We start from the raw sequence: 26,171 nt of genomic DNA, 5'->3' as shown, positions 1-26,171 counted from the left end.
CTTCGCGGCGGCGGCCCGCGCCCCGGCCCGGTAGGCGGCGATGGTCCCGGCGCGGGCGGTCGCCTGGAGGTCGGCCGCGTCGTCCTGCGGGGGCAGGGCCCGCTGCGGGGTGATGTGGTCGGAGTACCTCGGCCCGGTGTCGTACCCGGGCGCCACCAGCGGCGCGTACGCCGGCTCGGGCGCCGCGGGCTCCGGGCGGTACGCGGGATCCGGCGCGGGCGGCTGCGGCCCCGACCCGAAGGCGGAACCGAACGGATCCGGCGACGGCACCCCGTAACCGGGGCCGGGGCCCGGCGGCGGGCCCCATCCGGGGTCCGCGTCCGCGGGGTCCTCGAAGTCCGGGCGCGGCACGGGGTCGTACCCGCACAGGGCCTCCTCGGCGGCGCCGGCCGCCAGCCCGGTCAGGACGACCCGGCCGTCGTCGCATATCAACACCGTCCGGACGGTGATGTTCCGGTGCGTCCAGCCGTGCGCGTGCAGCACCCGCAGCGCGGTCAGCACGTCGGAGGCCACCTCCGCCGCCCTGTACGGGCTCAGCGGCTCCTCGGCGATCAACGCGGCCAGCGGCCTGGCGGGGACGAGTTCGCTCACTATCCACAGCGAACCGCCCTCGGCGAACACGTCGAAGACCTGGTCCAGCCGCGCGTGGTCCGGTACGGACGCGGCCGCCTGCGCGGCGGCGATGGCCCTGCGCACCGCGGGCAGTTCACCCGTCCGCTGCCCCTGCCCGGCCTGCGGATCGTACGAGCCGTCGAGCAGCTCCGCGTCCACGACCTCCGGCAACGGCACCTGCCGGACCAGGACTTCCTGCCCGCTACGCGTGTCGAAGGCCCGGGTCTCCAGCACCTCGTACGCGTCGGACGGCGGCAGCGGCAGACGGTAGCGGCCGGCCAGGATCCGGCCCGCGTAGTCCTCCACATCGCCTCCCCCGAGTGCGTCGGGCCCCCCATGGCCCCCGTCGACACGATACGACGCTCGGGCCGCCCGCGTCCCGGGCACTGGCAAGGCTCGTCAGCCGAGCACCTGGAAGGTCTCGAACGCCGTGTTGCGCATCTGGGTGCATTCGGCGCCGTCCCACTGGTCGACGGCGCAGCTGATCATGATGGCGTAGCCGTGCTTCGCGTCCACCTTGAAGCCCCGGTTGAGGACCCGGACCTTGACGCCCTGCTGCTCGCGCTCGAACTCCCAGTCGGCGACGGTCGGGTAGCCGCGGTAGTCGACCGTGTCCAAGCGCAGGAGGCGGTAGTTCTTGCTGCTGCCCGCCACGGCGGGGGCGAGCTGGGCCCAGGCGAGACGGGCGTCGTCGGTCGGCTTGTCGCCGAAGTCGACCTGGATCCGCGGGAAGCCGCCGTCGCGGCTGAATATGCCGCCGGAGCTCTGGCCGGCGGTGCCGGTCTGGTGGAAGCCCTCGGGCATCGCCATCGAGAACCGGAACCGGGGCTCCGACACCATGGCGTACCCGGCGGGCAGTCCGCCGGGTCCTCCCGGACCGGTGCCCTGACCCTGACCCTGACCCTGGCCTTGGTTCTGGCCCTGCCCCTGGCCTTGGTTCTGGCCTTGGTTCTGGCCTTGGCCCTGCCCCTGGCCGGGGTCCGCGCTCGCGCCGCCGGGGTTGCCGCTGGGCTGGCCGCCCTGTGCGGGAGGGGTCGCGGAAGGGCTCGGGGCGGTGCCGCCCGCGCCCGTTCCGGGTGACGCGCCGGGTGACGGGCTGCCGGAGGAGACCGGACCCGTCCCGCCCTTGCCCTGGTCCTTGCGGTCACCGTCGTCGTCCCCGCGGATCGCGTACGCGATGAGCGAGCCGATCACGGCGAGGACCACGACGACGCCCGCTATCGCGAGCACGATGGTGCGGCGCGACATCACGTCGGTGAGCGACGCCGGCACGGAAGCTGGCCGGGCCGCCGGCGCCTCGGCCGCGGAGGCCGCGGAAGCGGTCGCCGCGGCCTCGGCGGCAGCGGCCTTGCGCGTCGACTTCAGCGCGGCGCGGGTCCGTTCGCGCTGTTCGCGCTCACGCCGGTCGCGTTCCTTCTTGGCGGCCTTCTCGGCCGCCTTCTCCGCTGCCACGTCCGGCACCGCGAGGAAGATCGGACGCGTCTCCTCCACGGCCGGCGGGGACACCGGAACGGGCTCGGGCTCGGGGGCGTTGAGCACCGAGGTCAGCATCGTGCGGGCCTGCTCGTCGCCGAGCCGTAGGGCCGGGTCCTTCACCAGCAGGCCGTAGATGACCTCGGTCAGCGGACCGGCGTTCTTCGGCGGGTCGACCGCCTCGGTCATCACCGCGGTCAGGGTGGCGAGCGCGGAGCCCTTGTCGTACGGGGGCACGCCCTCGACCGCCGCGTACAGCAGGCCGCCGAGGGACCACATGTCGGCGGGCGGGCCCGGCTTCTGGCCGCGGGCGCGCTCGGGCGAGATGTACGAGGGGGCGCCCACGAGCATGCCGGTGGAGGTGATGGACGGGTCGCCCTCGACCTGGGCGATGCCGAAGTCCGTCAGGACGACACGACCGGTGCCGGCGATGAGCACGTTGGACGGCTTCACGTCACGGTGCAGGATCCCCTGCTGGTGCGCGGCGCGCAGGACGTCGAGCACCGCGAGGCCGACCTCGGCGGCGCGGCGCGGGGTGAGGGGGCCGTTCTCCCGGATGAACTCGGCGAGGGAGGAGCCCTCGACGAGCTCCATGACGATCCAGGGGCGGGCGTCCTCGTCGACCACGTCGAAGACGGTGACGGCGCCCGCGCTGCGGATGCGGGCGATGGCCTTGGCCTCGCGCAGGGTGCGGGTGATGAGGCGGCGCTTCTCGTCCTCGTCGACGCCGCTGCCGAAACGGAGTTCCTTGACGGCGACGGTCCGGCCGAGGACCTCGTCCTCGGCGCGCCACACGGTGCCCATGCCGCCCTTGCCCAGCACCGAGCCCAGCCGGTACCGGCCGGCGAGCAGACGGCCCTGGTCCTTGCCGTTGCCCTGGCCGGGCGCGGGCGGGAAGGCGGTGGTCCGCACCGCCCCGGTCGGCCGCCGCACGCCGTCGTCCCCGAGGGGCTTCGCGGCGGGCTTCGCGTCCACGGGCTCGGCCTTGGCCTTGGCCGCAGCCGGCGCGGCGTCAGCGGGCTCGGCGAGCTTCGGCTTCGCGGCCCCGGCGGCGGGCTTCACCTCCGCGGGCCGGGGAGCAGCCGCCTCGGCCTCGGCGGGTGCGGTCCCGGCCGGGTTCGGCTTCGCGGACTCGGAACCGGCCTCGACCTCGGCCGACGTCACGTCAGCGGGCCGGGCAGCCGGCTTGGCGAAGTTCGGCTTCGCGGAAGGGGAAGCGGAGGCCGAACCGGCCCCGGCCCCGACCCCCGGGGCCGGCTTCACGTCTTCGACCTCGGCGTCGGCATCGGCCTGCCGGGCATCCGCCGGCTCCACCGCGGCCTTGGCGACGGCCGACTTCGCGGCACCTGCGCCCGCGGCCGACTTCGCGTCTTCGGCGTCGGCTTCGGCATCGGCCGACGCGGCGTCAGCGGGCTCCGTCACAGGCGCGTCGGCCTCGTCGGCAGCCGGGGTCGGCTTCGCCCCGGCCCCCGCCTTCGGCCCGCGCGGCTTCTTCGTCGGGTGTATGGACCCACCGGAACCAGCCACGGGCGCGTCGGCCGTGCCCGGCTCCGCGTCCGGCTCCGCGTCCGCCGGAGCCGTCCCGGTCGTACGCGGCTTCGTCCTGGCGGGCCCGGCCTTGGAGGCACTCGGCTTCGTCCCACCGGCACCGGTCCCGGCCGTGGCCGTACCCGGCTTCCCGCCCCGTGCAACGGTCTTGGCGGCATCCGGCGTCGCGTCCACGGCGTCGGCCCGGCCGTCGGCCGCACCCTGCGGCCCTGCCTCGGAGCCCGCCACGGCCGGCTTGGCCGACGTCGGAGTCGGCTTCCGCTTCGCCGCCGACGGGGTGGCCGGTTTGCGCCCCCCGGTGCCCGATCCGGATCGGGACCTCGGCGCGGGCACGGTCTTCGCGGCCTCGGGCTTCACGTCCTGCGCGGGCGCGCCCGCGGACGGCACCGCCGAAGACGCAGCCTCGTCCGCGCCATCCCGCTTCGCCGCAGGCGCCCCGGCAGGCGACTCGGTGTGCTCCGGCTTCGACATGCGTCCCCTCTGCGTTCGTGCAGCCTGCCCCGGCTGCCCCGGCAGCCGCCGGGGGGCACGATAACCCGCCCCGGCAGAAACCTCATTGTTGCTCACTCCGCAACGGACGGGCGCCCCGGGTCTGCGGTTCCGCCTTCCGCATCGCGGAGTTACAACGGAACGATGTCGGGCGCCCCCAGCCGCGCCGCGTCCGCCGTCTGGTCGTCGGGCTGGCGCTGCGACTCCCGTTCCGCCTGTACCCGCTTTTCGTAGTGCTCCACTTCCTTCTCGATCTGCTGCTTGTCCCACCCCAGTACCGGAGCCATCAATTCCGCGCACTCCCGCGCGGACCGGGTCCCCCGGTCGAAGGTCTCGATGGAGATGCGGGTCCGCCGCGTCAGCACGTCGTCCAGGTGCCGCGCCCCCTCGTGCGAGGCCGCGTAGACGATTTCGGCCCGCAGGTAGTCGTCCGCCCCGGACACCGGCTCGCCGAGTCCGGGATCCTTCGCGATGAGGTCGAGCAGTTCCTCCGTCAGCGAGCCGTACCGGTTCAACAGGTGTTCCACCCGCACCACGTGAAGCCCCGTCCGGGCGGCCGTGCGGGCGCGGGCGTTCCACAGGGCCCGGTAGCCCTCGGCCCCCACGAGCGGCACGTCCTCCGTGACGCAGTCCGCGACCCGCTGGTCCAGCCCGTGCACCGCCTCGTCGACCGCGTCCTTCGCCATGACCCGGTACGTCGTGTACTTGCCGCCCGCCACCACCACGAGCCCCGGCACCGGATGGGCCACCGTGTGCTCGCGCGAGAGCTTGCTCGTCGCGTCCGACTCCCCGGCCAGCAGCGGCCGCAGGCCCGCGTAGACGCCCTGGACGTCGTCGCGCGTCAGGGGCACGGCCAGGACCGAGTTGACGTGCTCCAGCAGGTAGTCGATGTCGGCGCTGGAGGCTGCCGGATGGGCCTTGTCGAGGTCCCAGTCCGTGTCCGTGGTCCCGACGATCCAGTGGCGTCCCCACGGGATCACGAACAGCACCGACTTCTCGGTCCGCAGGATCAGCCCCGTGCTCGAATGGATCCGGTCCTTCGGCACGACCAGATGGATGCCCTTCGAGGCCCGGACGTGGAACTGGCCGCGCTCGCCGATCAGCGCCTGCGTGTCGTCCGTCCACACCCCGGTGGCGTTGACGACCTGCTTCGCGCGGATCTCGTACTCGGCGCCGCCCTCCACGTCCCGCACCCGCGCGCCGACGACCCGTTCGCCCTCGCGCAGGAAGCCGACCACCCTCGCCCGGTTGGCGCAGTGCGCCCCGTACGCGGAGGCCGTCCGCACCAGCGCGGCGACGTAGCGCGCGTCGTCCATCTGGGCGTCGTAGTACTGGAGGGCTCCCACCAGGGCGTCCTTGCGCAGGGCCGGGGCGATGCGCAGCGCCCGCGTGCGCGACAGGTGCCGGTGCGTGGGCAGGCCGCGACCGTGCCCGCTGGAGAACGACATGGCGTCGTAGAGGGCGACGCCCGAGCCGGCGTAGAAGCGTTCCCAGCCCTTGTGCTGGAGCGGGTAGAGGAACGGCACCGGCTTGACCAGGTGCGGGGCGAGCCGTTCCAGCAGCAGTCCGCGCTCCTTCAGGGCCTCGCGGACGAGCGCGAAGTCGAGCATCTCCAGGTAGCGGAGTCCGCCGTGGATGAGCTTGCTCGACCTGCTCGACGTGCCGGAGGCCCAGTCCCGCGCCTCCACCAGTCCGGTCGACAGGCCCCTGGTCACGGAGTCCAGCGCGGTGCCGGCGCCGACCACGCCCGCGCCCACGACCAGGACGTCCAGTTCGCGTTCGGCCATCCGGGCGAGCGCCTCCGCGCGCTGTGCCGGTCCCAGTGTCGCTGTCCTCACGGCTGCCTCCCGTTGGTGCGGGCCGTACCCGCTCGGTGCGGGCGGTCCCGCCCACGTCCCCCGTTCACGATTGTGACCGTCATCACCCACATCAGCCACCGCCTGTGGACAACACAACGGCGACCACCACCCCAGAATGCGACATTTCTGTCATATATACGCCTAGTCTGACATAGCGCCAGCTCCTGTCGGGCTCGGGTCCCCCGTTGTCCACCGGACGAGCAAGCACCGCCCCCTCACGTCAGGGAAAGGGAAGGGACGGCCCCCCATGCCCGCAGATCTCGCCGTCATCGGACTCGGCCACCTCGGCCTCCCCCTCGCCCAGGCGGCCGTCGCCGCCGGAATCGAGACCGTCGGCTACGACAGCGGTCCGGCCACGGACAGCACCCTCACCGCCGCCGAGATCCGCCGGATGTCGGCGGCCGGCTTCCGCATCACCACCAACCCCGTCGAGCTCGGCCGGGTCCGTACCGCCGTCATCTGTGCCCCTACCCAGCTCGGCGCCGATCGTGCGCTCGATCTGTCCGCGGTCGGCGAGGCGGGCCGTACGCTCGCCGCCCGGCTGCGCCCGCACACCACCGTGATCCTGGAGTCCGCCGCCCACCCCGGCGTCACCGACGAGTACCTGCGACCGATCCTCGAAGAGGGCTCCGGGCTGCGCGCCGGCCGCGACTTCCACCTGGCCTACTCCCCCAGCCGGCTCGACCCGGGCAACCGCACCCACGGCATCGCCAACACCCCCAAGGTCATCGGCGGCCTCACACCCGCGTGCACCGAGTCCGCGCACGCCTTCTACGCCCGGCTCACCGAGAAGGTCGTCCGCGCCCGCGGCCTGCGCGAGGCGGAGACCGTGCAGCTGCTGGAGACCAACTACCGGCACGTGAACATCGCCCTCATGAACGAGATGGCGGTCCTGTGCCACGACCTCGGCGTCGACCTGTGGGACGTGATCCGCTGCGCCGAGACGAAGCCCTACGGATTCCAGGCCTTCCGGCCCGGCCCGGGCGTCGGCGGCCACGGCGTCCCCCTCGACCCCACCTACCTCCCGCACACCACCCGCACCCCCGGTCACCCCCTGCGCATGGTCGGCCTGGCCCAGGAGATCAACAACCGGATGCCGCAGTACGTCATCCAGCGCTCGGCCACCCTGCTGAACGAGCACGGCAAGTCCGCCCGCGGCGCCCGGGTGCTGCTCCTCGGGGTCACGTACAAGCAGGACCTCGCCGACCAGGAGGGGTCACCCGCCCGCGAGATCGCCAGCCGGCTCATCGACCTCGGGGCCCTGATCAGCTACCACGACCCGTACATCACCGGCTGGCGGGTCCGGGACCGGCCCGTGCCCCGCGCCGAGTCGCTCTACGAGGCGGCCGCAGACGCCGACCTGACGATCCTGCTCCAGCACCACCGCACGTACGACCTCCAGGGCCTCGCCGTGAAGGCCCAACTGCTCCTGGACACCCGCGGCGCCAGCCCGGCCGGGGCGGCGCACCGTCTCTGAACCCGACATCCCCCCGATCCGTTCGGATCACGGTCCGATCCCCATCCGGTCACGTCCCGCCCCGACTCGGCCAGGTGAGCGAAATACCCCCGTGCGATGTCAGTGCTCCCTGTTAGCCTGCGGCGTCGCTTATCACGCGCTTATGACCGAAGGACCCATGCGCGTACGAATCCCTGGGGGGGGATTTTCGAAATGACCCAGAGTTACCGGACGCCCGCGTCCGCAGCCCGCGCCACCGCGCCGACCGCCTCGACCGCCGCCATGGCGTTCCCGGCCTCCGTCCCGCGCAGCTCCGGCCTCGGCCTCGCCGCCGCGTTCGCCGCCGCCCTCCTCGGGGCCGGCGCCTACAGCGCCATCGGCTACTCCATCGACCGCCAGGCGAGCTACGCGGCCGTCGCCGTCGGCCTGCTCGTCGGCCTCGCCGCGGGCAAGGCCGGTGGGCGCGGCCCGCTGCTGCCCGCGGCCGCCGCGGCCCTCTCGCTCGGCGCCCTGCACCTCGGCCAGCTGCTCTTCATCGCCCTCGTCATCGCCGACGTCAACGCGACGGGCCTGATCGAGGTCATCGGCGACCAGGGCATCGGCGGCCTCCTCGGCATCTGGCGGAAATCGGCCGAGGTGACGGACTACGCCTTCCCGGTGATCGGCGCCGCCGTGGCCTTCGCGGCGGCCAGGAAGGCCGGCGGCTGACCCGCGCACGCCGGAGGGCCGGCACCCCTCTCGGGGTCCGGCCCTCCGGTACGCGTACGACCCGCGGGGTCAGCGGCGGTGCTGCGAGTCCGCGACGGTGACCTCGACCCGCTGGAACTCCTTGAGCTCGCTGTAGCCGGTGGTGGCCATCGAGCGGCGCAGCGCGCCGAAGATGTTCATCGAGCCGTCCGGGGAGTGCGACGGGCCGGTGAGGATCTCCTCGGTGGTGCCGACCGTACCGAGGTCGACCTTCTTGCCGCGCGGCACGTCCTCGTGGACGGCCTCCATGCCCCAGTGGTGGCCCTTGCCGGGCGCGTCGGTGGCACGGGCCAGCGGGGAGCCCATCATCACGGCGTCGGCGCCGCAGGCGACGGCCTTCGGGATGTCGCCGGACCAGCCCACGCCGCCGTCGGCGATGACGTGCACGTAGCGGCCGCCGGACTCGTCCATGTAGTCGCGGCGGGCCGCGGCCACGTCCGCGACGGCGGTCGCCATCGGGACCTGGATGCCGAGCACGTTGCGCGTGGTGTGCGCGGCTCCGCCGCCGAAGCCGACCAGGACGCCCGCGGCGCCGGTGCGCATCAGGTGCAGGGCCGCGGTGTAGGTGGCGCAGCCGCCCACGATGACCGGGACGTCGAGCTCGTAGATGAACTGCTTGAGGTTCAGCGGCTCGGCGGCGCCCGAGACGTGCTCGGCGGAGACCGTCGTGCCGCGGATCACGAAGATGTCCACGCCCGCGTCGACGACGACCTTGGAGAACTCGGCGGTGCGCTGCGGGGAGAGCGCGGCGGCGGTGACGACGCCCGCGTCGCGCACCTCCTTGATGCGCTGCCGGATGAGGTCGGCCTGGATCGGCGCGGAGTAGATCTCCTGGAGGCGGCGGGTGGCCGTCGCCCCGTCCAGCCCGGTGATCTCGTCGAGCAGCGGCTGCGGGTCCTCGTGGCGGGTCCACAGTCCTTCGAGGTTCAGCACGCCGAGGCCGCCGAGCTCGCCGATGCGGATCGCGGTCTGCGGGGAGACGACCGAGTCCATGGGGGCGGCCAGGAACGGCAGCTCGAAGCGGTACGCGTCGATCTGCCAGGCGATCGAGACCTCCTTCGGGTCCCGGGTACGCCGGCTCGGGACGATGGCGATGTCGTCGAACGCGTACGCCCTGCGGCCGCGCTTGCCGCGCCCGATCTCGATCTCAGTCACGTGTGGTGGCCTTTCCTCTGGGTCTGCCCGTCCAGTATCCCCGACGGGCGCGGGACTGCGTTTCGGTGACCGCTGTACGGACGTACGCGGCCGTGCTCGGGCACGGCGAAGGGGCGGACCCGGCGCTCCGCCGGGTCCGCCCCTCACCTCACGCGTTTCAGCCCTTGCGGCTGTAGTTCGGCGCTTCCACCGTCATCTGGATGTCGTGCGGGTGGCTCTCCTTGAGGCCCGCCGAGGTGATCCGGACGAACCGACCCCGGTCCTGCAGCTCGGGAACGGTGCGGCCACCGACGTAGAACATCGACTGGCGCAGACCGCCGACCAGCTGGTGCACGACCGCCGACAGGGGGCCGCGGTAGGGGACCTGGCCCTCGATGCCCTCGGGGATCAGCTTGTCGTCGCCGCCGACCCCTTCCTGGAAGTAGCGGTCCTTGGAGAAGGACTTGCGGTCGCCGCGGGACTGCATGGCGCCGAGCGAGCCCATGCCCCGGTAGGACTTGAACTGCTTGCCGTTGATGAAGAGCAGCTCGCCCGGGGACTCCTCGCAGCCGGCGAGCAGCGAGCCGAGCATCACCGTGTCGGCGCCCGCGACGAGCGCCTTGGCGATGTCGCCGGAGTACTGCAGGCCGCCGTCGCCGATGACGGGGACGCCCGCGGCCTTGGCGGCCAGCGAGGCCTCGTAGATCGCGGTGACCTGCGGGACGCCGATGCCGGCGACGACGCGGGTGGTGCAGATGGAGCCGGGTCCGACGCCCACCTTGATGCCGTCGCAGCCGGCGTCGATGAGGGCCTGGGCGCCGTCGCGGGTTGCGATGTTGCCGCCGATGACGTCGACCGAGGAGTTCGACTTGATCTTGGAGACCATGTCGCCGACGAGACGCGAGTGGCCGTGGGCGGTGTCGACGACGATGAAGTCGGCGCCCGCCTCGATCAGGGCCTGCGCGCGCTCGTACGCGTCCCCGGCGACACCGACGGCCGCGCCGACCAGCAGTCGGCCGCCCTTGTCCTTGGCGGCGTTCGGGTACTTCTCGGCCTTGACGAAGTCCTTGACCGTGATGAGGCCCTTGAGGATGCCCGCGTCATCGACCAGCGGAAGCTTCTCGATCTTGTGGCGGCGCAGCAGCTCCATGGCGTCCACGCCGGAGATCCCGACCTTGCCGGTGACCAGCGGCATCGGGGTCATGACCTCGCGCACCTGGCGGCCGCGGTCCGACTCGAAGGCCATGTCGCGGTTGGTGACGATGCCCAGCAGCCTGCCGGCCGGGTCGGTGACCGGGACGCCGGAGATCCGGAACTTCGCGCAGAGCTCGTCGGCCTCGCGCAGCGTCGCGTCCGGGTGCACCGTGATCGGGTCGGTGACCATGCCGGACTCGGAGCGCTTGACCAGGTCGACCTGGTTCGCCTGGTCGGCGATCGACAGGTTGCGGTGCAGGACGCCGACGCCGCCCTGACGGGCCATCGCGATGGCCATGCGGGCCTCGGTGACCTTGTCCATGGCGGCCGACAGCAGCGGGACGTTCACGCGGACGTTGCGCGAGATGAGGGAGGAGGTGTCGATCGCGTCGGGCGCCATGTCCGACGCGCCCGGCAGCAGCAGCACGTCGTCGTAGGTCAGTCCGAGCGTGGCGAATTTGTCGGGCACTCCGGTCGAACCGCTGTCAGTCATGACACCTTCCCAAATGGTCTTGCTCATCGCGGATGTCCATGCTAACGGGATCCCGAGGCGTCTCATTCCACGACCAAGACCAAGTAGAATTTTCGTCCTTTCCTACGATGAAATCGACGGAGCGGACGGGCTCATTGCTCGGCGAGCGCCCGGAGCCTGCTGAGCGCCCGGTGTTGCGCGACGCGCACCGCGCCCGGGGACATCCCGAGCATCTGCCCGGTCTCCTCGGCGGTCAGCCCGACGGCCACCCGCAGGACTAGCAGCTCGCGCTGGTTCTCGGGCAGGTTGGCGAGCAGCTTCTTGGCCCAGGCGGCGTCACTGCTGAGGAGGGCGCGTTCCTCCGGCCCCAGGGAGTCGTCCGGCCGCTCCGGCATCTCGTCGGAGGGCACGGCCGTGCTGCCGGGATGGCGCATCGCGGCGCGCTGGAGGTCGGCGACCTTGTGGGCGGCGATGGCGAAGACGAACGCCTCGAAGGGGCGACCGGTGTCGCGGTAGCGGGGCAGCGCCATCAGGACCGCGACGCACACCTCCTGCGCCAGGTCCTCCACGAAGTGACGAGCGTCACCCGGGAGCCTTGACAGGCGGGTACGGCAGTAGCGGATGGCGAGGGGGTGCACGAAGGCGAGCAGGTCGTGCGTGGCCTGCTCGTCACCGTCGACGGCCCGCCGCACGAGCGCGCTGACGGCCCCGGCACCGCCGCTCTTGGCGGCGCCGTTCTGGCCGGTGGCCGCGGGGGACCCCTGGGCCTCGTCGTCGCGCATCAATCCATGGTGCCTTGGCGCCGACGCATTCGCGGCACCGCGGTCCGTGTTGTGCGTCGAAGCGTTATGCGGGGCGTTGGGAGCGGGTGCGCCGGAAGTCATCTCCTGCACCCTCCCCTCCGCTCGGCCCGGATCTTCCCCGAGGACTGCACGTCTCCAAGAATGCGGCACACCTCAAGCATGCGGCATCGCGCCCGAAGCGACACGTCCCCTTGATTGTGCCCCGCCAATCCCCGGGCGTGCACCGGGTTCGGCGGGACACGGGCCGCAAGCGTTCCCGCCGTCGCGGGGCACCCTCGCGGGTGCGCCGCCCGGGGGGCTGCCGGGGGGCGCCGCCCCGTCCGCCGGTGGCGGACGGGACCGCTCGCGGCGGCCGACCCCGGGGCCCGTCGTCAGCGGACGAGGCCCCAGCGGAACCCGAGCGCCACGGCGTGCGCCCGGTCGGAGGCGCCGAGCTTCTTGAACAGCCTGCGGGCGTGGGTCTTGACCGTGTCCTCGGAGAGGAAGAGCTCGCGCCCGATCTCCGCGTTGGACCGGCCGTGGCTCATGCCTTCCAGCACCTGGATCTCGCGAGCGGTGAGGGTGGGCGCCGCGCCCATCTCCGCCGAGCGCAGCCGGCGCGGGGCCAGCCTCCAGGTGGGGTCGGCGAGGGCCTGGGTGACCGTGGCCCGCAGTTCGGCGCGCGAGGCGTCCTTGTGCAGGTAGCCGCGGGCGCCGGCGGCGACGGCGAGGGCCACGCCGTCCAGGTCCTCGGCGACCGTCAGCATGATGATGCGGGCGCCGGGGTCGGCCGAGAGGAGTCGGCGGACCGTCTCGACACCGCCGAGCCCGGGCATCCGGACATCCATCAGGATGAGGTCCGATCGGTCGGCACCCCAGCGGCGGAGGACTTCCTCGCCGTTGGCCGCCGTCGTCACACGCTCGACGCCGGGCACGGTGGCAACCGCGCGACGGAGCGCCTCTCGGGCAAGCGGGGAATCGTCGCAGACGAGGACGGATGTCATGACCGCCCTCCGCAGCTGCTGATGCGCGTCACCTTGAGCCTCCAGGCTGGTACGTATCGTCACCTGTGCGGTCGATGTCCCCGGACACCTGTCCGAGAACTTCTTGGTTCAACCGCCTTCGCACTCTCAACGATGGTCACTCGAAAGAGTTACGGGTCGGACGGACACCTTCGGCACCCTACGTGAGGAAGCGATCACGGTGGTGGAGGCGCGTGCCGCGTGTCCTCCATCTGGAGCTATGCCCTATTTGGCGGCTTTCCTTCCGTTTGGCACATGTCTGAGGCTAGATTCCCAATGAGTCATATTTACATCTACTCCGACAGTAGGTGTGGAGACATGGACCGTATCCGCCTCAGTACCGGCACCAAGAGGACTACCAATGGCAGATTTCTCCCGCCTCCCCGGACCGAACGCCGACCTGTGGGACTGGCAGCTCCTCGCTGCCTGCCGCGGGGTCGACAGCTCCCTGTTCTTCCATCCGGAAGGCGAACGGGGCGCGGCCAGGAGCGCGCGCGAGGCCTCGGCTAAAGAGGTCTGCATGAGATGCCCGGTGCGCGCGGAATGCGCCGCGCACGCACTCGCCGTCCGTGAGCCCTACGGGGTGTGGGGCGGCCTGACCGAGGACGAACGCGAGGAGCTGATGGGCCGCGCACGGCACCGCCTGATCCCGGCATCCAGCGCGATCGGACCGATCGCCCCGCACTGACCGCACGCCGAAGAACCCGAAGGAACGTTTCCTCGGATCCGTCGGCCCGCACCGCGGGTCCGGCGGGTCCGACGGGCGACGGGGCCCGGGGCGTCACGCGGCCGGCCGTACCGCCGTACGGTCAGCGCGTGGCGGCCCGCGCCAGCTCGCCCAGGGTCGCCGCGACGGCCGGTACCCGCGCGAGGTCCGGCAGCGTCAGGGCCACGACCTCCCGCTCGACGGCCGGCTCCACGACCAGGGTGCTGACGCCCTTGGCCCGTACGGACTCCACCGCCAGCTCCGGCAGCACCGCGACGCCGAGCCCCGCGCCGACCAGGCCGACCACGGCCGGGTAGTCGTCGGTGGCGAAGTCGATCCGCGGGGTGAAGCCGACGCTCTCGCACACCTCCACCAGGTGGCGGCGGCAGCGCGGGCAGCCCGCGATCCAGGGCTCGTCGGCCAGCTCCGCCATGCCCACCCGCTCCGCGCCCGCCAGCCGGTGCCCCTCCGGGACCAGCCCGACGAGGCGGTCGGTGAGCAGCGGCGTGACCACGAGGTCCTCCCACTCGGACGCGGAACCGGCCGCCCCGCCGTAGCGGAAGGCCAGCGCCAGGTCGCAGTCGCCCTCGCGCAGCATTTCCACCGACCTCGGGGGTTCGGCCTCGACCAGCGAGATCCGGGTGCCCGGGTGCGCGGCGCGCATGGCCGCGAGCGCGGTCGGCACCAGCGTGGAACTGCCGCTGGGGAAGGACACGAGCCGGACCCGTCCGGCGCGCAGGCCGGCGATGGCCGCGACCTCCTCCTCGGCCGCGGTCAGCCCGGCCAGGATCCCGGCAGCGTGGCGCACCAGGGCCTCGCCCGCCTGCGTCAGGCGCATCTCGCGGCCCGTGCGGATCAGCAGCGGGGTGCCCGCCGACTGTTCGAGGGCCTTCATCTGCTGGGAGACGGCGGGCTGGGTGCAGCCGAGTTCGCGCGCGGCCGCGGAGAAGGAGCCGGTCCCGGCGACGGCGCGCAGGACCCGGAGATGACGTGCCTCTATCACCCCTTGAGCATAAGCCCGACTTTGACCGCGGCGCCCGTACCGGGGTCCCGCTTTGAGCACGCCCGGTCGGGCGTGGCCGTATCCGCCCCGCGCGGGCACGGTCGGTAGCGGATCGCGGGAGGGCCCGAACACCGGCCCCGCCCCGCGGGACACCCCCCGACCCGGGCGGCTAGGTTGCGCCTATGACGACTGCGTTGATTACGGGATCCACGGCGGGCATCGGCGCCGCCTTCGCCCGCCGGCTCGCCGCCCAGGGCCACAACCTCGTGCTGGTGGCCCGCGACACCAAGCGGCTGGCCGAGCAGGCCACCGAGCTGCACGACCGGCACGGCATCGAGGCCGAGGTACTGGCCGCGGACCTCTCCACCGAGGAGGGCATCGCGGCCGTCGAGACCCGCCTGGAGGACCGTACGCACCCCGTGGACCTGCTGGTCAACAACGCCGGCTTCGGCAACAAGGGCCGCTACCTCGAAGTGTCCATGGCCGACGAGCTGACCATGATCAAGGTGCACATCGAGGCGGTGCTGCGGCTGACCTCGGCGGCCACCGCGTCGATGCGCTCGCGCGGTCGCGGCGGCGTCATCAACGTGGCCTCGGTGGCGGCCTTCGTCCCGCGCGGCACCTACGGCGCGAGCAAGGCCTGGGTCGTGCAGTTCACGCAGGGCGCGGCCAAGGACCTGGCGGGTTCCGGGGTGCGGCTGATGGCCCTGTGCCCGGGCTTCGTGCGGACAGAGTTCCACGAGCGGGCCGGCATGGGCACGGACAACATCCCGAGCTGGCTGTGGTTGGACGCCGACAAGCTGGTGGCCGCGGCCCTGGCCGACCTGGCCCGCGGCAGGACCGTGTCGATCCCGGACCCGCGGTACAAGGCACTGATGGGCGTGGTGAAGCTGACGCCGCGCGGCCTGCTCGGCGGGGTGTCGTCCCGGACGGGCCGTAAGTACGGGCCGCAGTGACCGGGCGGTCCGTGCGGTCCGTGCGGTTCGCGCAGCCCGTTCGGTCCGTGCGGCCCGTTCGCAAACCAGCCAACCGGGTGAAATCTCCTTAAACTGGACGTGTCCCGATCCAGCCTGGGAGGCGACGCGATGACATTCGTACAAGTGATCGATTACGAGACCAGACGGTTCGCCGAGATGAACGCGCTGATCGACCGCTGGGCGGAGCAGAGCAGCGGCAGGCGCACCGCCACGCGCGCGATGCTCGGCCAGGACCGCGAGGCGCGCAACCACTACGTGGACATGGTGGAGTTCGCCTCGTACGAGGAGGCCATGGCGAACTCTCATCTCCCCGAGACCGAGCGGATGTTCCAGGAGATGGTGGCCCTCTGCGAGGGCATGCCGAAGTTCATGAACCTCGACGTGGTCCGCGACCAGCACCTCAACAAGCAGCTCGTCGAGCGGGTGTTCCAGGAAGTCATCATGGGCGGGGACATGGGCGTCCTCGACGAGTGCTTCGCGGCGAACTACATCGACCACGACATCAGCAAGGAGGAGCCCACCACCATCGGGCGGGAGGGCATGCGGTCGGACATCGAAAACTGGCGCGGGGCCTTCACCATGACCTTCGAGCCGATGGCCCGACTGGCCGAGGGCGATCTGGTCACGACGGTGTGGAACTGGCGCGGCACCCACGACAAGGGTCCGTTCATGGGGGTCGACCCGACCGGCAGGTCGTACCAGATGTCGGGTAGCACCACGTTCCGGTGCACGGCCGGGGAGATCGTCGAGGGTTGGTGGCACTACAACCCCGGAGCCCTGCAACGGCAGATGGGCGGATCCGGTACCCCGTACGGGTCCTGAGGCCGCATCACGGGGAAGGCCCCGTCCCGCGACTGCGGGACGAGGCCTTCTCTGCGTGGCGCGTGCGATCAGTGGCTGTGGCCGTGACCGTGGCCGTGACCGGCGTCGCCCTCGTCCTCGGCCGGCTTCTCGACGACCAGGGTCTCGGTCGTGAGCAGCAGCGAGGCGATGGAAGCGGCGTTCTCCAGCGCGGAACGGGTGACCTTGACCGGGTCGATGACGCCGGCCTTGACCAGGTCGCCGTACTCGCCGGTGGCGGCGTTGAAGCCCTGGCCCTTGTCGAGCTCGGCGACCTTCGAGGTGATGACGTAGCCCTCGAGGCCGGCGTTCTCGGCGATCCAGCGCAGCGGCTCGACGGCGGCGCGGCGCACGACGGAGACGCCGGTGCCCTCGTCGCCGGTCAGGCCGAGGTTGCCCTCCAGGACCTTGACGGCGTGGACGAGCGCGGAGCCACCGCCGGAGACGATGCCCTCCTCGACCGCGGCGCGGGTCGCCGAGATGGCGTCCTCAAGGCGGTGCTTCTTCTCCTTGAGCTCCACCTCGGTGGCGGCGCCGACCTTGATGACGCAGACGCCACCGGCGAGCTTCGCCAGGCGCTCCTGCAGCTTCTCGCGGTCCCAGTCCGAGTCGGTGGACTCGATCTCGGCCTTGATCTGGTTGACGCGGCCCGCGACGTCGGCGGAGTTGCCACCGCCGTCGACGATGGTCGTGTCGTCCTTGGAGACGGTCACGCGGCGCGCGGAGCCCAGGATGTCCAGACCGGCCTGGTCGAGCTTGAGGCCGACCTCCTCGGCGATGACGGTCGCACCGGTGAGGCTGGCGATGTCCTGGAGCATGGCCTTGCGGCGGTCACCGAAGCCGGGGGCCTTGACCGCGACCGCGTTGAAGGTGCCGCGGATCTTGTTGACGACGAGGGTGGAGAGCGCCTCGCCCTCGACGTCCTCGGCGATGATCAGCAGCGGCTTGGAGGCGCCGGCCTGGATGACCTTCTCCAGCAGCGGCAGCAGGTCCTGGATCGAGGAGATCTTGCCCTGGTGGATCAGGATGTACGGGTCATCGAGGATGGCCTCCATACGCTCCTGGTCGGACACCATGTACGGCGACAGGTAGCCCTTGTCGAAGGCCATGCCCTCGGTGAATTCGAGCTCCAGGCCGAAGGCGTTGGACTCCTCGACGGTGATGACACCGTCCTTGCCGACCTTGTCCATCGCCTCGGCGATGAGCTCGCCGACCTGCGAGTCCTGCGCGGAGAGCGCGGCCACGGCGGCGATGTCGGACTTGTCCTCGATCGGGCGGGCGGTCGCGAGGAGCTCCTCGGACACGGCCTTGACCGCGGCGTCGATGCCCTTCTTCAGGGCGGCCGGGGAAGCACCCGCGGCGACGTTGCGCAGACCCTCGCGGACCAGCGCCTGCGCCAGCACGGTGGCGGTGGTGGTGCCGTCACCCGCGATGTCGTTGGTCTTGGTCGCCACCTCCTTCACGAGCTGCGCGCCCAGGTTCTCGTACGGGTCGTCCAGCTCGACCTCGCGAGCGATGGTGACACCGTCGTTGGTGATGGTGGGGGCGCCGAACTTCTTGTCGATGACGACGTTGCGACCCTTGGGGCCGATCGTCACCTTGACCGTGTCGGCAAGCTTGTTGACGCCGCGCTCGAGGGCGCGACGGGCGTCCTCGTCAAACTTCAGAATCTTCGGCATGGGAGCGGTTCCGCCCTCTCGTTGCGATCCTCGGCCGCTCACCGCGACCGCATGGAAATGAACTACGCCCCTCGCCGCCCGGCATCAGCAGGGTGACCAGGGGCGTAGCTCACAGCAAAACTGGAGAAGTGATTACTTCTCGACGATCGCGAGAACGTCGCGAGCCGAGAGGACGAGGTACTCCTCGCCGTTGTACTTCACTTCGGTGCCGCCGTACTTGGAGTACAGGACGACGTCGCCGACGGTGACGTCGAGCGGAAGACGGTTGCCGTCCTCGAAGCGACCGGGACCGACGGCAAGGACGACGCCCTCCTGGGGCTTCTCCTTCGCGGTGTCCGGAATGACCAGGCCAGAGGCCGTGGTCTGCTCGGCGTCGAGCGGCTGGACCACAATGCGGTCCTCGAGCGGCTTGATGGCAACCTTGGAGCTGGTGGTCGTCACGATCCGACCTCCCCCTTCGGAGATCCGGGGTTAACTGTCTGAGGTGGCGACCAGGTCGATCCGTCGTCGCGGGTGCCGGACCAGCCTGTCGCTGTGTTGGCACTCACCAGTGGCGAGTGCCAGGTGCGACACTATTCCGGCGATTAGCACTCGGTCAAGCGGAGTGCCAACACGCGCCGGCCGAGCCGCGCGGATCCGGCCGCCCGGAGGGCGTGTTGGGGCCTGGTCGCAGGCGTCCTGGAGGGGTGCGCGGCCCGATTTTTTTCCGTATCCCCGCAGGTCGGCGACACCTATCATCGCGATCATGAACACCTCAACGGGGGCAGGCCGGCGCCGCGCGGCGGGCGGCATCGGCTTCGGACGTCTGTACTCGACCGCCATCTCCATCGCCGGAACGGTGATCCTGCTCTGGTTCACCATCCCCCGGATGACGACCCAGCTGACCGGCGTCGAGGGCTCCTTCACCGCCGTGTCCTGCACCCCGTACGAATCCCGCCGCGACAGCGACAGCGTGATGTGCGGCGGCACCTTCACCGCCCGGGACGGCTCCTTCTCCCTCGCCCGGGTCTCCGTGGACACCACCTTCGACACCCCGCCGACCACCCCCGTCGCGACCGTCGTCAGCGGGCCCGACGCCACCGAGGCCGTCTCCGCCGAGCGCCGGGCCTGGGCCCTGCCGGGCGCCACCGGGCTGCTCTGCCTCGCCGTCGCCGTCTGGAACGTCACCTCCATCGCGCGCACGGTCCGCGCCTCCCGACGGCCGTCGGCGGTGGCGGTGGCGGTGGCACCGGCGGCCGGTTGAGGGCGTTCCCGCCCGGTATGTGACGCTTGACCGGTGCGCATCCTGGTGGTCGAAGACGAAGAGAACCTGGCCGAATCCCTACGGCAGGGCCTGTCCGCCGACGGCCACCGCGTCGAGGTGGCCCACGACGGGCACCTCGGCCTCGACCTGGCCCGCACCGGCGGACCGTACGACGTCGTGGTCCTGGACCTGATGCTCCCGGGCCTCGACGGCCACGAGATCTGCACCCGGATGCGCGCCCACGGCGACCCGACCCCCGTCCTGATGCTGACCGCCCGGGACGGGGAACGCGACGAGGCCGACGGGCTCGACGCGGGCGCCGACGACTACCTCACCAAACCGTTCTCCTTCGTCGTGCTCGGCGCGCGCCTGCGGGCCCTCGCCCGGCGCGCCGGCGCCGCCGAGCCCACCGTGCTCCGGGTCGGGGACCTCGTCCTCGACCCGCAGGACCGGCGCTGCCACCGCGGCACGCGGGACATCGAACTCACCGCCCGTGAACTGGGCGTCCTCGCCTGCCTGATGGAACGGCCCGGCCGGGCCGTCCCCAAGCAGGACATCCTCGACGAGGTCTGGGACGCCCCGCACGCCATCGACCCGAACATCGTCGAGGTGTACGTCTCCTCCCTGCGCAAGAAGATCGACGCGCCCTTCGGCCGCCGCTCCATCCTCACCGTCCACGGCACCGGCTACCGGATGGCGCCCGACGGTGGTTAGCAGCCTCCGGGCCCGCACCGCCGTGGCCGCCGCCCTCGCCATGACCGCCGTCCTGGCCGTCGGCGGGCTGTGGCTGCACGCCGTGCTGCGCGCCAACCTCCTCGACAACACCACCGGGCGCACCGAACTCGCCGCCCGGAAGGCCGCCGCCCAGTTCGACGCCCGGGCCCCGTCCCCCGGCGGGCGGCTGCCCGCGCCCGAGGGCGGGGTCGACCTGGTCCTCGTGCGGGACGCCGCCGGCCGGACGGTCGCCGCGAGCGGGGACCCGAAGGACGCCCCGGACTTCGGCACGCCGCTCCCCCGCCCCGGCCCCGGCGACGACTCCCGCTCGACGGTCCTGCCCCCCGCCCACCCCGACGGCCAACGCCGCGCGGTGGTGGTGGTCGCCGCCCCGGGGGCGGGGGCGGGCGGGGTGGATGGGGCGGGCGGGGCCGCCGGGGAGCATGCTCCGTACGCCGTCTACGCCATGACCGTGCTCGGCGACGTCGACGACGCCACCCGCGCCATCGCCGCCGGCCTGCTCGCCGGCGCGCCCCCGCTCGTCGCCTTCGCCGCCGCCCTGGCCTGGTGGGTCACCGGCCACGCCCTGCGTCCCGTCACCGCGATCCGCACCGGGCTGGCCTCCGTCACCGCGAGCGAGCTGGACCGGCGGGTGCCCGACCCCGGCGGCGCGGACGAGATCGCGCGGCTGGCCCGGACCGTCAACGACACCCTCGACCGGCTGGAACGCTCCGACGCGCGACAGCGGCAGTTCACCGCCGACGCCTCCCACGAACTGCGCAACCCGCTCGCCGCCGTCCGCTCCCGGCTGGAGGTGGCCCTGGCCATGGAGCGGCCCGACCGGGCCTCGGTGGCCGCCGCGCTGGCCGACACCGAACGGCTCCAGCGGATCGCGGCCGACCTGCTGCTGCTCGCCCGCCTCGACGGCGGCCCGGCGCCGCGCCCCGAGCCCGTCGACCTCGCGCTGTTGGCCGCCGAGGACGCGGCCCGCCGCCCCGCGCCCCGGGTGCCGTTGCGGCTGGAGGCGGGCGCGCCCGTGGCGGCGTACGGGGATCCGGCCCGACTGGAACGGGCCCTGGCGAACCTGGTGGACAACGCCCTGCGCCACGCCGCCGGCGGGGTCGTCGTCCGGGCGCGGGCGTGCGGCGACTGGGCGGAGCTGGAGGTGGTGGACGACGGTCCGGGGATCCCGGACGCGGACCGGATCCGGGTCTTCGAGCGGTTCGTACGGCTGGACGCGGATCGGGGCCGGGCCGGCGGCGGGACCGGGCTGGGCCTGGCCATCGCCCGGGAGATCGCCCGGGCGCACGGGGGCGACGTACGCGCCCTCCCCGCCCGGGACGGCGGCGCGCGGCTCCGGCTGCGCGTCCCGGGCGCCGGGGACGGGGGTGGGGGTGGTGGCGGTGCCAGTGGCGGTGGCGGCGGCCGATCCCCCTAGCCGTTCGCGGATCCCGGCCGCCCGGTTCCGCCGGCCCTCAGGATTCCTTCAGCGGGTGTGCCCCAGCATCGGTGGGCATGAGCGCGCAACGGAGGAAGACCGGCCGCCGCCGCAGGCCCTCGCGGCGCCGGATCGGCCGCACGCTGCTGATCACCGGCTGCGTGCTGACGGCGGTGGCGGGTGGCACCGCCTGGTACGTCTACCGGGACCTGGTGTCGAGCATCGGCAGCTCCAAGGCCTTGGAGGGCGCCGAGAAGTCGGCGCACGGCGACGTGAACGTCCTGCTCATGGGGCTGGACAGCCGCCGCGACCAGAACGGCGACCCGCTTCCGGACGAGGTGCTCGACAAGCTGCACGCGGGCAGCTCCGACATCGGCGGCTACAACGCGAACACCATGATCCTGCTGCACGTGCCCGCCGACGGCAGCCGGGCGAAGGCCTTCTCGATCCCGCGCGACGACCTCGTCGCGATACCCGGCCACGGCAAGGACAAGATCAAGAAGGCGTACGGGCTGGCGAAGGCCGCCAAGGAGGACCAGTTGTCCTCGCAGGGCGTCAACGACCGGCGTCGGCTGGAGCAGGAGGGCCGGGAGGCGGGGCGCCGGGCGCAGATCGACACCGTACGGAACTTCCTGGGCGTCCCGGTCGACCACTTCGCGGAGCTGAACCTGGCCGGGTTCTACCACCTCGCGGACGCCCTGGGCGGGGTCCCCGTGTGCCTGAACAAGCCGGTGAAGGACCGCTGGTCGGGGGCGGACTTCCCGGCGGGCCGGCAGGAGCTCGACGGCCGGCAGTCGCTGGCCTTCGTACGCCAGCGGCACGGCCTGGAGATGGGCGACCTCGACCGGACGAAGCGGCAGCAGGCCTTCCTCGCGGGCGCCACGCAGAAACTGAACTCGGCGGGGACCTTCACGGATCCGGTGAAGCTGGTCAGACTGATCGACACGGCGAAGAAGGACGTCGTGACGGACTCCGGGTGGGACCTGCTGTCGTTCGTGAAGCAGGCGAAGAACCTGTCCGGGGGCAAAGTGCAATTCATGACACTCCCCATCGAAGGGTTCGGAAGGAACCATGGGGAGGACATCAACGTCGTAGATGATATGAAGATAAAGCGCCTCATAGCCGAGCAGATCGGTCCCCGGACCCCTGCGACTCCCAGTGCGCCGGGCGCTACGTCCTCATCGCCGTCTTCATCCCCGCCCTCATCCCCGTCCACGTCTCCCTCTTCATCCTCACCCCCCGCGTCACCCCCACCGCGGGATTCGCGGTCGCAGGATGCACAGCCCCAGCCGCAGCAGGGCAGCATCGACGGCGGCGGCATCCCGTGCGTGGACTGAGGCCCCGCACGTCGGCGGGCCCGCGCCGACGCACCGAAGCCCTGCTGCTCGTCCTCGTCGTCGGCATCGCCGTCTTCGGCCACGTGAGCGCCGGCCTCGCCATGAACGGCGAGCTGCCGCAGCACCTGCCCAGCTTCGTCATCAGCATGAGCCTGCTGTCGCTCGTGGGACATCTGGGCATCCGGCGGTTCGCCGCGTACGCGGATCCCCTGATCTTCCCCCTCGCCATGCTGTTGACGGGGCTCGGGCTCGTGCTGATCCACCGGCTCGACCAGGGGTACATCGAGCGGTACAACTCGGACGCGAACGCGCCCGGCCAGCTGATGTGGACGGTGGTCGGCGTCGCCGCCTGCCTCCTCGTCGTGGCACTGCTGCGCGACCACCGGCTGCTCCAGCGGTTCATCTACATCACGATGGCCGGCTCGTTGGTGCTGCTGATCGCGCCGGCGTTCTTCGGCGCGGACACGTACGGCGCGAAGCGGTGGATCAAGCTGTTCGGCTTCTCACTCCAGCCCGGCGAGTTCGTGAAGATCATGATCGCGGTCTTCTTCGCCGGCTACCTGGTCATCCACCGCGATTCGCTCGCGCTGACCGGCCGGAAGTTCCTCGGCATGCGGCTGCCCCCGATGCGCCAGCTCGGACCGATCGTCACCGTGTGGATCGTGTCGATGCTGGTCCTTGTCTTCGAGCGTGACCTGGGCACCTCGCTGATCTTCTTCGGTGTCTTCGTCGTCATGCTGTACGTCGCCACCGAACGCACCAGCTGGATCGTGTGCGGCCTGCTCATGGCCGCCGTGGGGGCCTTCGTCGTCGGTTCGACCGAGCCCCACGTGAAGGCCCGCGTGGCCGCCTGGCTGAACCCGCTCTCGTACTACTGGGAGAACCGACCGCCCGGCGTCACCTCGGACCAGTCCGCCCAGGCCCTGTTCAGCTTCGGCACGGGCGGCATCTCCGGCACCGGCCTCGGGCAGGGGCACCCCGAGCTGATCGCCTTCGCCGGCCGCAGCGACTTCATCCTGACGACGGTGGGCGAGGAGCTCGGCCTGGCCGGGGTCATGGCCGTCATCCTCCTCTACGCGCTCCTCGTGCAGCGCGGGCTACGGATGGCACTGGCCGCGCGGGACCCGTTCGGCAAACTCCTGGCGGTCGGCCTCGCCGCCGCGCTGGCGCTCCAGGTGTTCGTGGTCGCCGGCGGCGTCACGGGCCTCATCCCCCTGACCGGCAAGGCCCTGCCCTTCCTCGCGAAGGGCGGCTCGTCCCTGCTGGCCAACTGGATCATGATCGCCCTCCTGCTCCGCATCAGCGACAGCGCGGAACGCCAACGCGAAGCGGACACCTACGACCCGGCGGAAACGACGATCACCCCGATGGTGGGGGTGGGGACGGGGGCCGGGGCGGGGGCGGGGGTTTAGGCGGGAGCGGGTCGGGGGTGGGCGGGATGCCCTCGATCCGGATCAGGGCGGGTTTGGTGGTTTCCCGCCCTGATGCGGGCCAAGGACACCCCGCCCCGCACCCCCGACCAGCCCTGCGGGCCCGAGGAACGAAACCCCGCCCGCCCCGTCCCCCACCCCGACCTACAGCCAGTCCTCCAACCGCCCTATGCGGTAGCCCTGTTCCTGGATGCTGCGCAGCATGCGCGCGGTCATCTGGGTTTCGGTCGCGCCCTTGAGTTCCGACGGGCCGCGGAAGTGGGCCAGGACGATGTCGCCCGGGTGGAGGGCCGAGCCCTCGGCGTACTGGAAGTCGTTGATCTGCATCGACGCGCGCCACAGGACGACCGAGGAGATCCCGCACTCGGCAGCGGCCCTGAGGGTGTCGTCGTTGTAGTTCCCGAACGGCGGCCGGAAGAGCGGCGGGCGCTGGCCGAAGCGCTGCTGCAGGCGGTCCTGCTGGCCGCATATCTCCTTCTTCTGCGCCGCGAAGGGCAGGGTCCGGAGGTTCGGGTGCGTCAGGGTGTGGTTGTTCACCGTGCTGCCGGAGCCGTTGTCGCGGAGCTTCTCGAAGTGTCCGTAGTCCGCGGAGGCCACGTTGTCGGTGAGGAACATGCTGATCGGCAGCTTGAGTTCGGCCGCCATCTTGAGGAATTCGGGGTCCTTCTCCGCGCCGTCGTCGAAGGTCAGGAAGACGACCTTGTCCTGCGGCGCGACGGGTATTCGGTCCACGACCGCCGCCTTGCCCGGGGTGGCCTTGGGGAGTTGGGGCTTGCGGTCCGGCTTGGGGGCGTACTGGACGGGGGCGGTCAGCCCCCACTTGCGGTACGCCTCGTCCGAGGAACGCGTGGACGAGGGAGGGGACGAGGAGGCCCCGACGGACGGGGAGGCCGTGGGGGTCGCCCCGTCCTGCGTGGCCTTGCGGCCGAGCCGTTCGATGGGATCCACGCTGTTCCCGCAACCCGACAGGGAAAGCGCGAGCGCGCCGGCCGTCAGCGTCCCGGCCAGCAGCCGGCGCGCGTACATCACAGGTAGTCCTCCAGGCGGGCCACGGCGTACCCCTTGTCCGTGACGGTCTTCATGACATGACGGATCATGTCAGGCATCGTGCCCTTCCAGTCCTCCCGTCCCCGGAAGTGCGTCAGGATGATGTCGCCGGGGTGGAGGTCGCGGTCCCATTCCCGGTAGTCCATCCGGTTCGGGAAGGCCTCGGCGTTCCACAGCGGAACGGCCTTGATGCCGCAGGACTTCGCCGCCATGAGCGTGTCCTGGTTGTAGTTGCCGTACGGCGGGCGGAAGAGCGTGGGCCGCTTGCCGAACTGCTTCTGGATCGTGTCCTGCTGGCCACAGATCTCCTGGCGCTGCTTCTCGTACGACAGCGCCGGCATGTAGCGGTGGTTGAGGGTGTGGTTGTTCAAGGTGACGCCGGCGGCCTGCATCTCCTTGAAGTAGGGGTAGTCGTCGCGGACGATGTAGTCGCTGAGGAACGCCGTGTACGGGATCTTCAGCTCCTTCATCATCTTGATGAACTCGGGGTCCTTCTCCGCGCCGTCGTCGACCGTCAGGAAGACGACCTTGTCCTCCGTCGGGACCGTCGTGAAGACGGGCGGGAGTTCCTCCTGGTCCTCTACCTCGAAGCCGTCGCGGGTGATGATCTCCGGCTTCTCCTTGGGCCCCGGCGGGGCGACGAGGGGCGGCTTGGCCAGGCCCCACCGCTTCGCGGCGGCGACCCGGGCCTGTTGGGCGGCCTTGAGCCGTTCGGCGACGCTGCCGGCCGCGCCCGCCGCTCCGGGCCCCGCCTCGGCGCCCTTGGCGGGCTTGGTCCTGGCCGGCGTCTCCTGCTCCTCGGCGCCGCATCCCGTTCCGAGGGCGGCCACCAGCAGCGCGGCCACGGCCACCCCGTACCGGCCGCGCGGACGCGCCGCGGACCGGTGACCCATGTGCGCGGTCTTTCCCTTTTGTCGTACTAGCTGCATAGCTGCGGATCTTTACATCGCACAACCACCCGCCCCGGCC

Annotated in this window: 22 protein-coding genes; 10 read left to right on the top strand and 12 right to left on the bottom strand. The window is 71.9% G+C overall.

The annotated features are described in order from the left end of the window. The 3 genes from NOD94_RS04065 to NOD94_RS04055 form a co-directional block, all read right to left on the bottom strand. A partial coding sequence (locus NOD94_RS04065) for a protein kinase (protein WP_348652310.1) occupies positions 1-918 on the bottom strand: 918 nt, incomplete at its 3' end. A gap of 93 nt (positions 919-1,011) precedes the next feature. Then, positions 1,012-4,104: a serine/threonine protein kinase gene (locus NOD94_RS04060; RefSeq protein ID WP_281204274.1), complete on the bottom strand. Its 3,093-nt coding sequence runs from the start codon at positions 4,102-4,104 to the stop codon at positions 1,012-1,014. Between the two features lie 149 nt (positions 4,105-4,253). Beyond that, complete coding sequence (locus NOD94_RS04055) at positions 4,254-5,960, bottom strand: glycerol-3-phosphate dehydrogenase/oxidase (protein ID WP_281204273.1); 1,707 nt, start codon at positions 5,958-5,960, stop codon at positions 4,254-4,256. A gap of 268 nt (positions 5,961-6,228) precedes the next feature. On the opposite strand from NOD94_RS04055, the gene NOD94_RS04050 reads away from it, so the two are divergent. Further along, positions 6,229-7,458, top strand: coding sequence for a nucleotide sugar dehydrogenase (locus NOD94_RS04050; RefSeq protein ID WP_281204272.1), 1,230 nt, complete (start codon positions 6,229-6,231; stop codon positions 7,456-7,458). A 192-nt stretch (positions 7,459-7,650) separates the two neighbouring features. Further along, positions 7,651-8,145 carry a hypothetical protein gene (locus tag NOD94_RS04045; protein ID WP_281204271.1) on the top strand — a complete coding sequence of 165 codons (495 nt, stop codon included), beginning with the start codon at positions 7,651-7,653 and terminating at the stop codon, positions 8,143-8,145. A 69-nt stretch (positions 8,146-8,214) separates the two neighbouring features. Here the strand turns inward: NOD94_RS04045 and NOD94_RS04040 are convergent, their stop codons facing one another. From NOD94_RS04040 to NOD94_RS04025, 4 genes are all read right to left on the bottom strand, one after another. Continuing rightward, positions 8,215-9,339 (bottom strand): GuaB3 family IMP dehydrogenase-related protein, encoded by a 1,125-nt coding sequence (locus tag NOD94_RS04040; protein WP_281204270.1) that lies wholly within the window; start codon positions 9,337-9,339, stop codon positions 8,215-8,217. Between the two features lie 157 nt (positions 9,340-9,496). Continuing rightward, positions 9,497-11,005 (bottom strand): IMP dehydrogenase, encoded by a 1,509-nt coding sequence (gene guaB / locus NOD94_RS04035; RefSeq protein ID WP_281204269.1) that lies wholly within the window; start codon positions 11,003-11,005, stop codon positions 9,497-9,499. Positions 11,006-11,136: 131 nt separating this feature from the next. Then, entirely contained in the window at positions 11,137-11,766 is a 630-nt protein-coding gene (locus NOD94_RS04030; protein ID WP_281204268.1) for a sigma-70 family RNA polymerase sigma factor, read from the bottom strand. A 392-nt stretch (positions 11,767-12,158) separates the two neighbouring features. Then, positions 12,159-12,770, bottom strand: a complete 612-nt coding sequence (locus NOD94_RS04025) for a response regulator transcription factor (protein WP_003948568.1) — start codon at positions 12,768-12,770, stop codon at positions 12,159-12,161. Between the two features lie 379 nt (positions 12,771-13,149). Here NOD94_RS04025 and NOD94_RS04020 point away from each other — a divergent pair, with 379 nt between their 5' ends. Continuing rightward, the gene (locus NOD94_RS04020; protein ID WP_031145825.1) at positions 13,150-13,476 is read left to right on the top strand and encodes a WhiB family transcriptional regulator; all 327 of its coding nucleotides are present in this window, start codon (positions 13,150-13,152) and stop codon (positions 13,474-13,476) included. 121 nt (positions 13,477-13,597) lie between these two features. Here NOD94_RS04020 and NOD94_RS04015 read toward each other — a convergent pair whose 3' ends face one another. Beyond that, the gene (locus NOD94_RS04015; RefSeq protein WP_281204267.1) at positions 13,598-14,497 is read right to left on the bottom strand and encodes a LysR family transcriptional regulator; all 900 of its coding nucleotides are present in this window, start codon (positions 14,495-14,497) and stop codon (positions 13,598-13,600) included. A 182-nt stretch (positions 14,498-14,679) separates the two neighbouring features. On the opposite strand from NOD94_RS04015, the gene NOD94_RS04010 reads away from it, so the two are divergent. Together NOD94_RS04010 and NOD94_RS04005 are read left to right on the top strand one after the other, a co-directional pair. After that, on the top strand, positions 14,680-15,453 hold the full coding sequence (locus NOD94_RS04010; protein ID WP_281204266.1) for an SDR family oxidoreductase: 774 nt from the start codon (positions 14,680-14,682) through the stop codon (positions 15,451-15,453). A 129-nt stretch (positions 15,454-15,582) separates the two neighbouring features. Next, positions 15,583-16,296 (top strand): ester cyclase, encoded by a 714-nt coding sequence (locus tag NOD94_RS04005; RefSeq protein WP_281204265.1) that lies wholly within the window; start codon positions 15,583-15,585, stop codon positions 16,294-16,296. 68 nt (positions 16,297-16,364) lie between these two features. Here NOD94_RS04005 and groL read toward each other — a convergent pair whose 3' ends face one another. Both groL and groES read right to left on the bottom strand, forming a co-directional pair. Then, positions 16,365-17,993 (bottom strand): chaperonin GroEL, encoded by a 1,629-nt coding sequence (groL, locus tag NOD94_RS04000; protein ID WP_281204264.1) that lies wholly within the window; start codon positions 17,991-17,993, stop codon positions 16,365-16,367. A gap of 132 nt (positions 17,994-18,125) precedes the next feature. Further along, on the bottom strand, positions 18,126-18,434 hold the full coding sequence (gene groES / locus NOD94_RS03995; protein ID WP_055418319.1) for a co-chaperone GroES: 309 nt from the start codon (positions 18,432-18,434) through the stop codon (positions 18,126-18,128). Between the two features lie 304 nt (positions 18,435-18,738). Between groES and NOD94_RS03990 the strand changes: the two genes are divergently transcribed. The 5 genes from NOD94_RS03990 to NOD94_RS03970 all read left to right on the top strand — a co-directional run bounded on the left by NOD94_RS03990 (position 18,739) and on the right by NOD94_RS03970 (position 24,137). Beyond that, entirely contained in the window at positions 18,739-19,236 is a 498-nt protein-coding gene (locus tag NOD94_RS03990) for a hypothetical protein (RefSeq protein ID WP_281204263.1), read from the top strand. Between the two features lie 33 nt (positions 19,237-19,269). Beyond that, positions 19,270-19,950 carry a response regulator transcription factor gene (locus NOD94_RS03985; RefSeq protein WP_281204262.1) on the top strand — a complete coding sequence of 227 codons (681 nt, stop codon included), beginning with the start codon at positions 19,270-19,272 and terminating at the stop codon, positions 19,948-19,950. Continuing rightward, a complete protein-coding gene (locus tag NOD94_RS03980; protein WP_281204261.1) occupies positions 19,943-21,388 on the top strand; it encodes a HAMP domain-containing sensor histidine kinase in 1,446 nt (481 codons plus the stop codon). Before NOD94_RS03985 ends, NOD94_RS03980 begins: the two co-directional genes overlap by 8 nt. Before the next feature lie 77 nt (positions 21,389-21,465). After that, positions 21,466-22,725 carry an LCP family protein gene (locus NOD94_RS03975; RefSeq protein ID WP_281204260.1) on the top strand — a complete coding sequence of 420 codons (1,260 nt, stop codon included), beginning with the start codon at positions 21,466-21,468 and terminating at the stop codon, positions 22,723-22,725. Then, positions 22,713-24,137, top strand: a complete 1,425-nt coding sequence (locus tag NOD94_RS03970; protein WP_281204259.1) for an FtsW/RodA/SpoVE family cell cycle protein — start codon at positions 22,713-22,715, stop codon at positions 24,135-24,137. Before NOD94_RS03975 ends, NOD94_RS03970 begins: the two co-directional genes overlap by 13 nt. 162 nt (positions 24,138-24,299) lie before the next feature. Here the strand turns inward: NOD94_RS03970 and NOD94_RS03965 are convergent, their stop codons facing one another. Both NOD94_RS03965 and NOD94_RS03960 read right to left on the bottom strand, forming a co-directional pair. Beyond that, the gene (locus tag NOD94_RS03965; RefSeq protein ID WP_281204279.1) at positions 24,300-25,181 is read right to left on the bottom strand and encodes a polysaccharide deacetylase family protein; all 882 of its coding nucleotides are present in this window, start codon (positions 25,179-25,181) and stop codon (positions 24,300-24,302) included. Further along, on the bottom strand, positions 25,181-26,095 hold the full coding sequence (locus NOD94_RS03960; RefSeq protein ID WP_281204258.1) for a polysaccharide deacetylase family protein: 915 nt from the start codon (positions 26,093-26,095) through the stop codon (positions 25,181-25,183). Before NOD94_RS03960 ends, NOD94_RS03965 begins: the two co-directional genes overlap by 1 nt. Positions 26,096-26,171: the final 76 nt, after the last annotated feature.

The sequence above is a fragment of the Streptomyces sp. Isolate_45 genome, assembly GCF_024721315.2.
In the GTDB taxonomy this organism is placed as follows: Bacteria; Actinomycetota; Actinomycetes; order Streptomycetales; family Streptomycetaceae; genus Streptomyces.
This window is presented reverse-complemented; position numbering and strand designations above follow the sequence as displayed.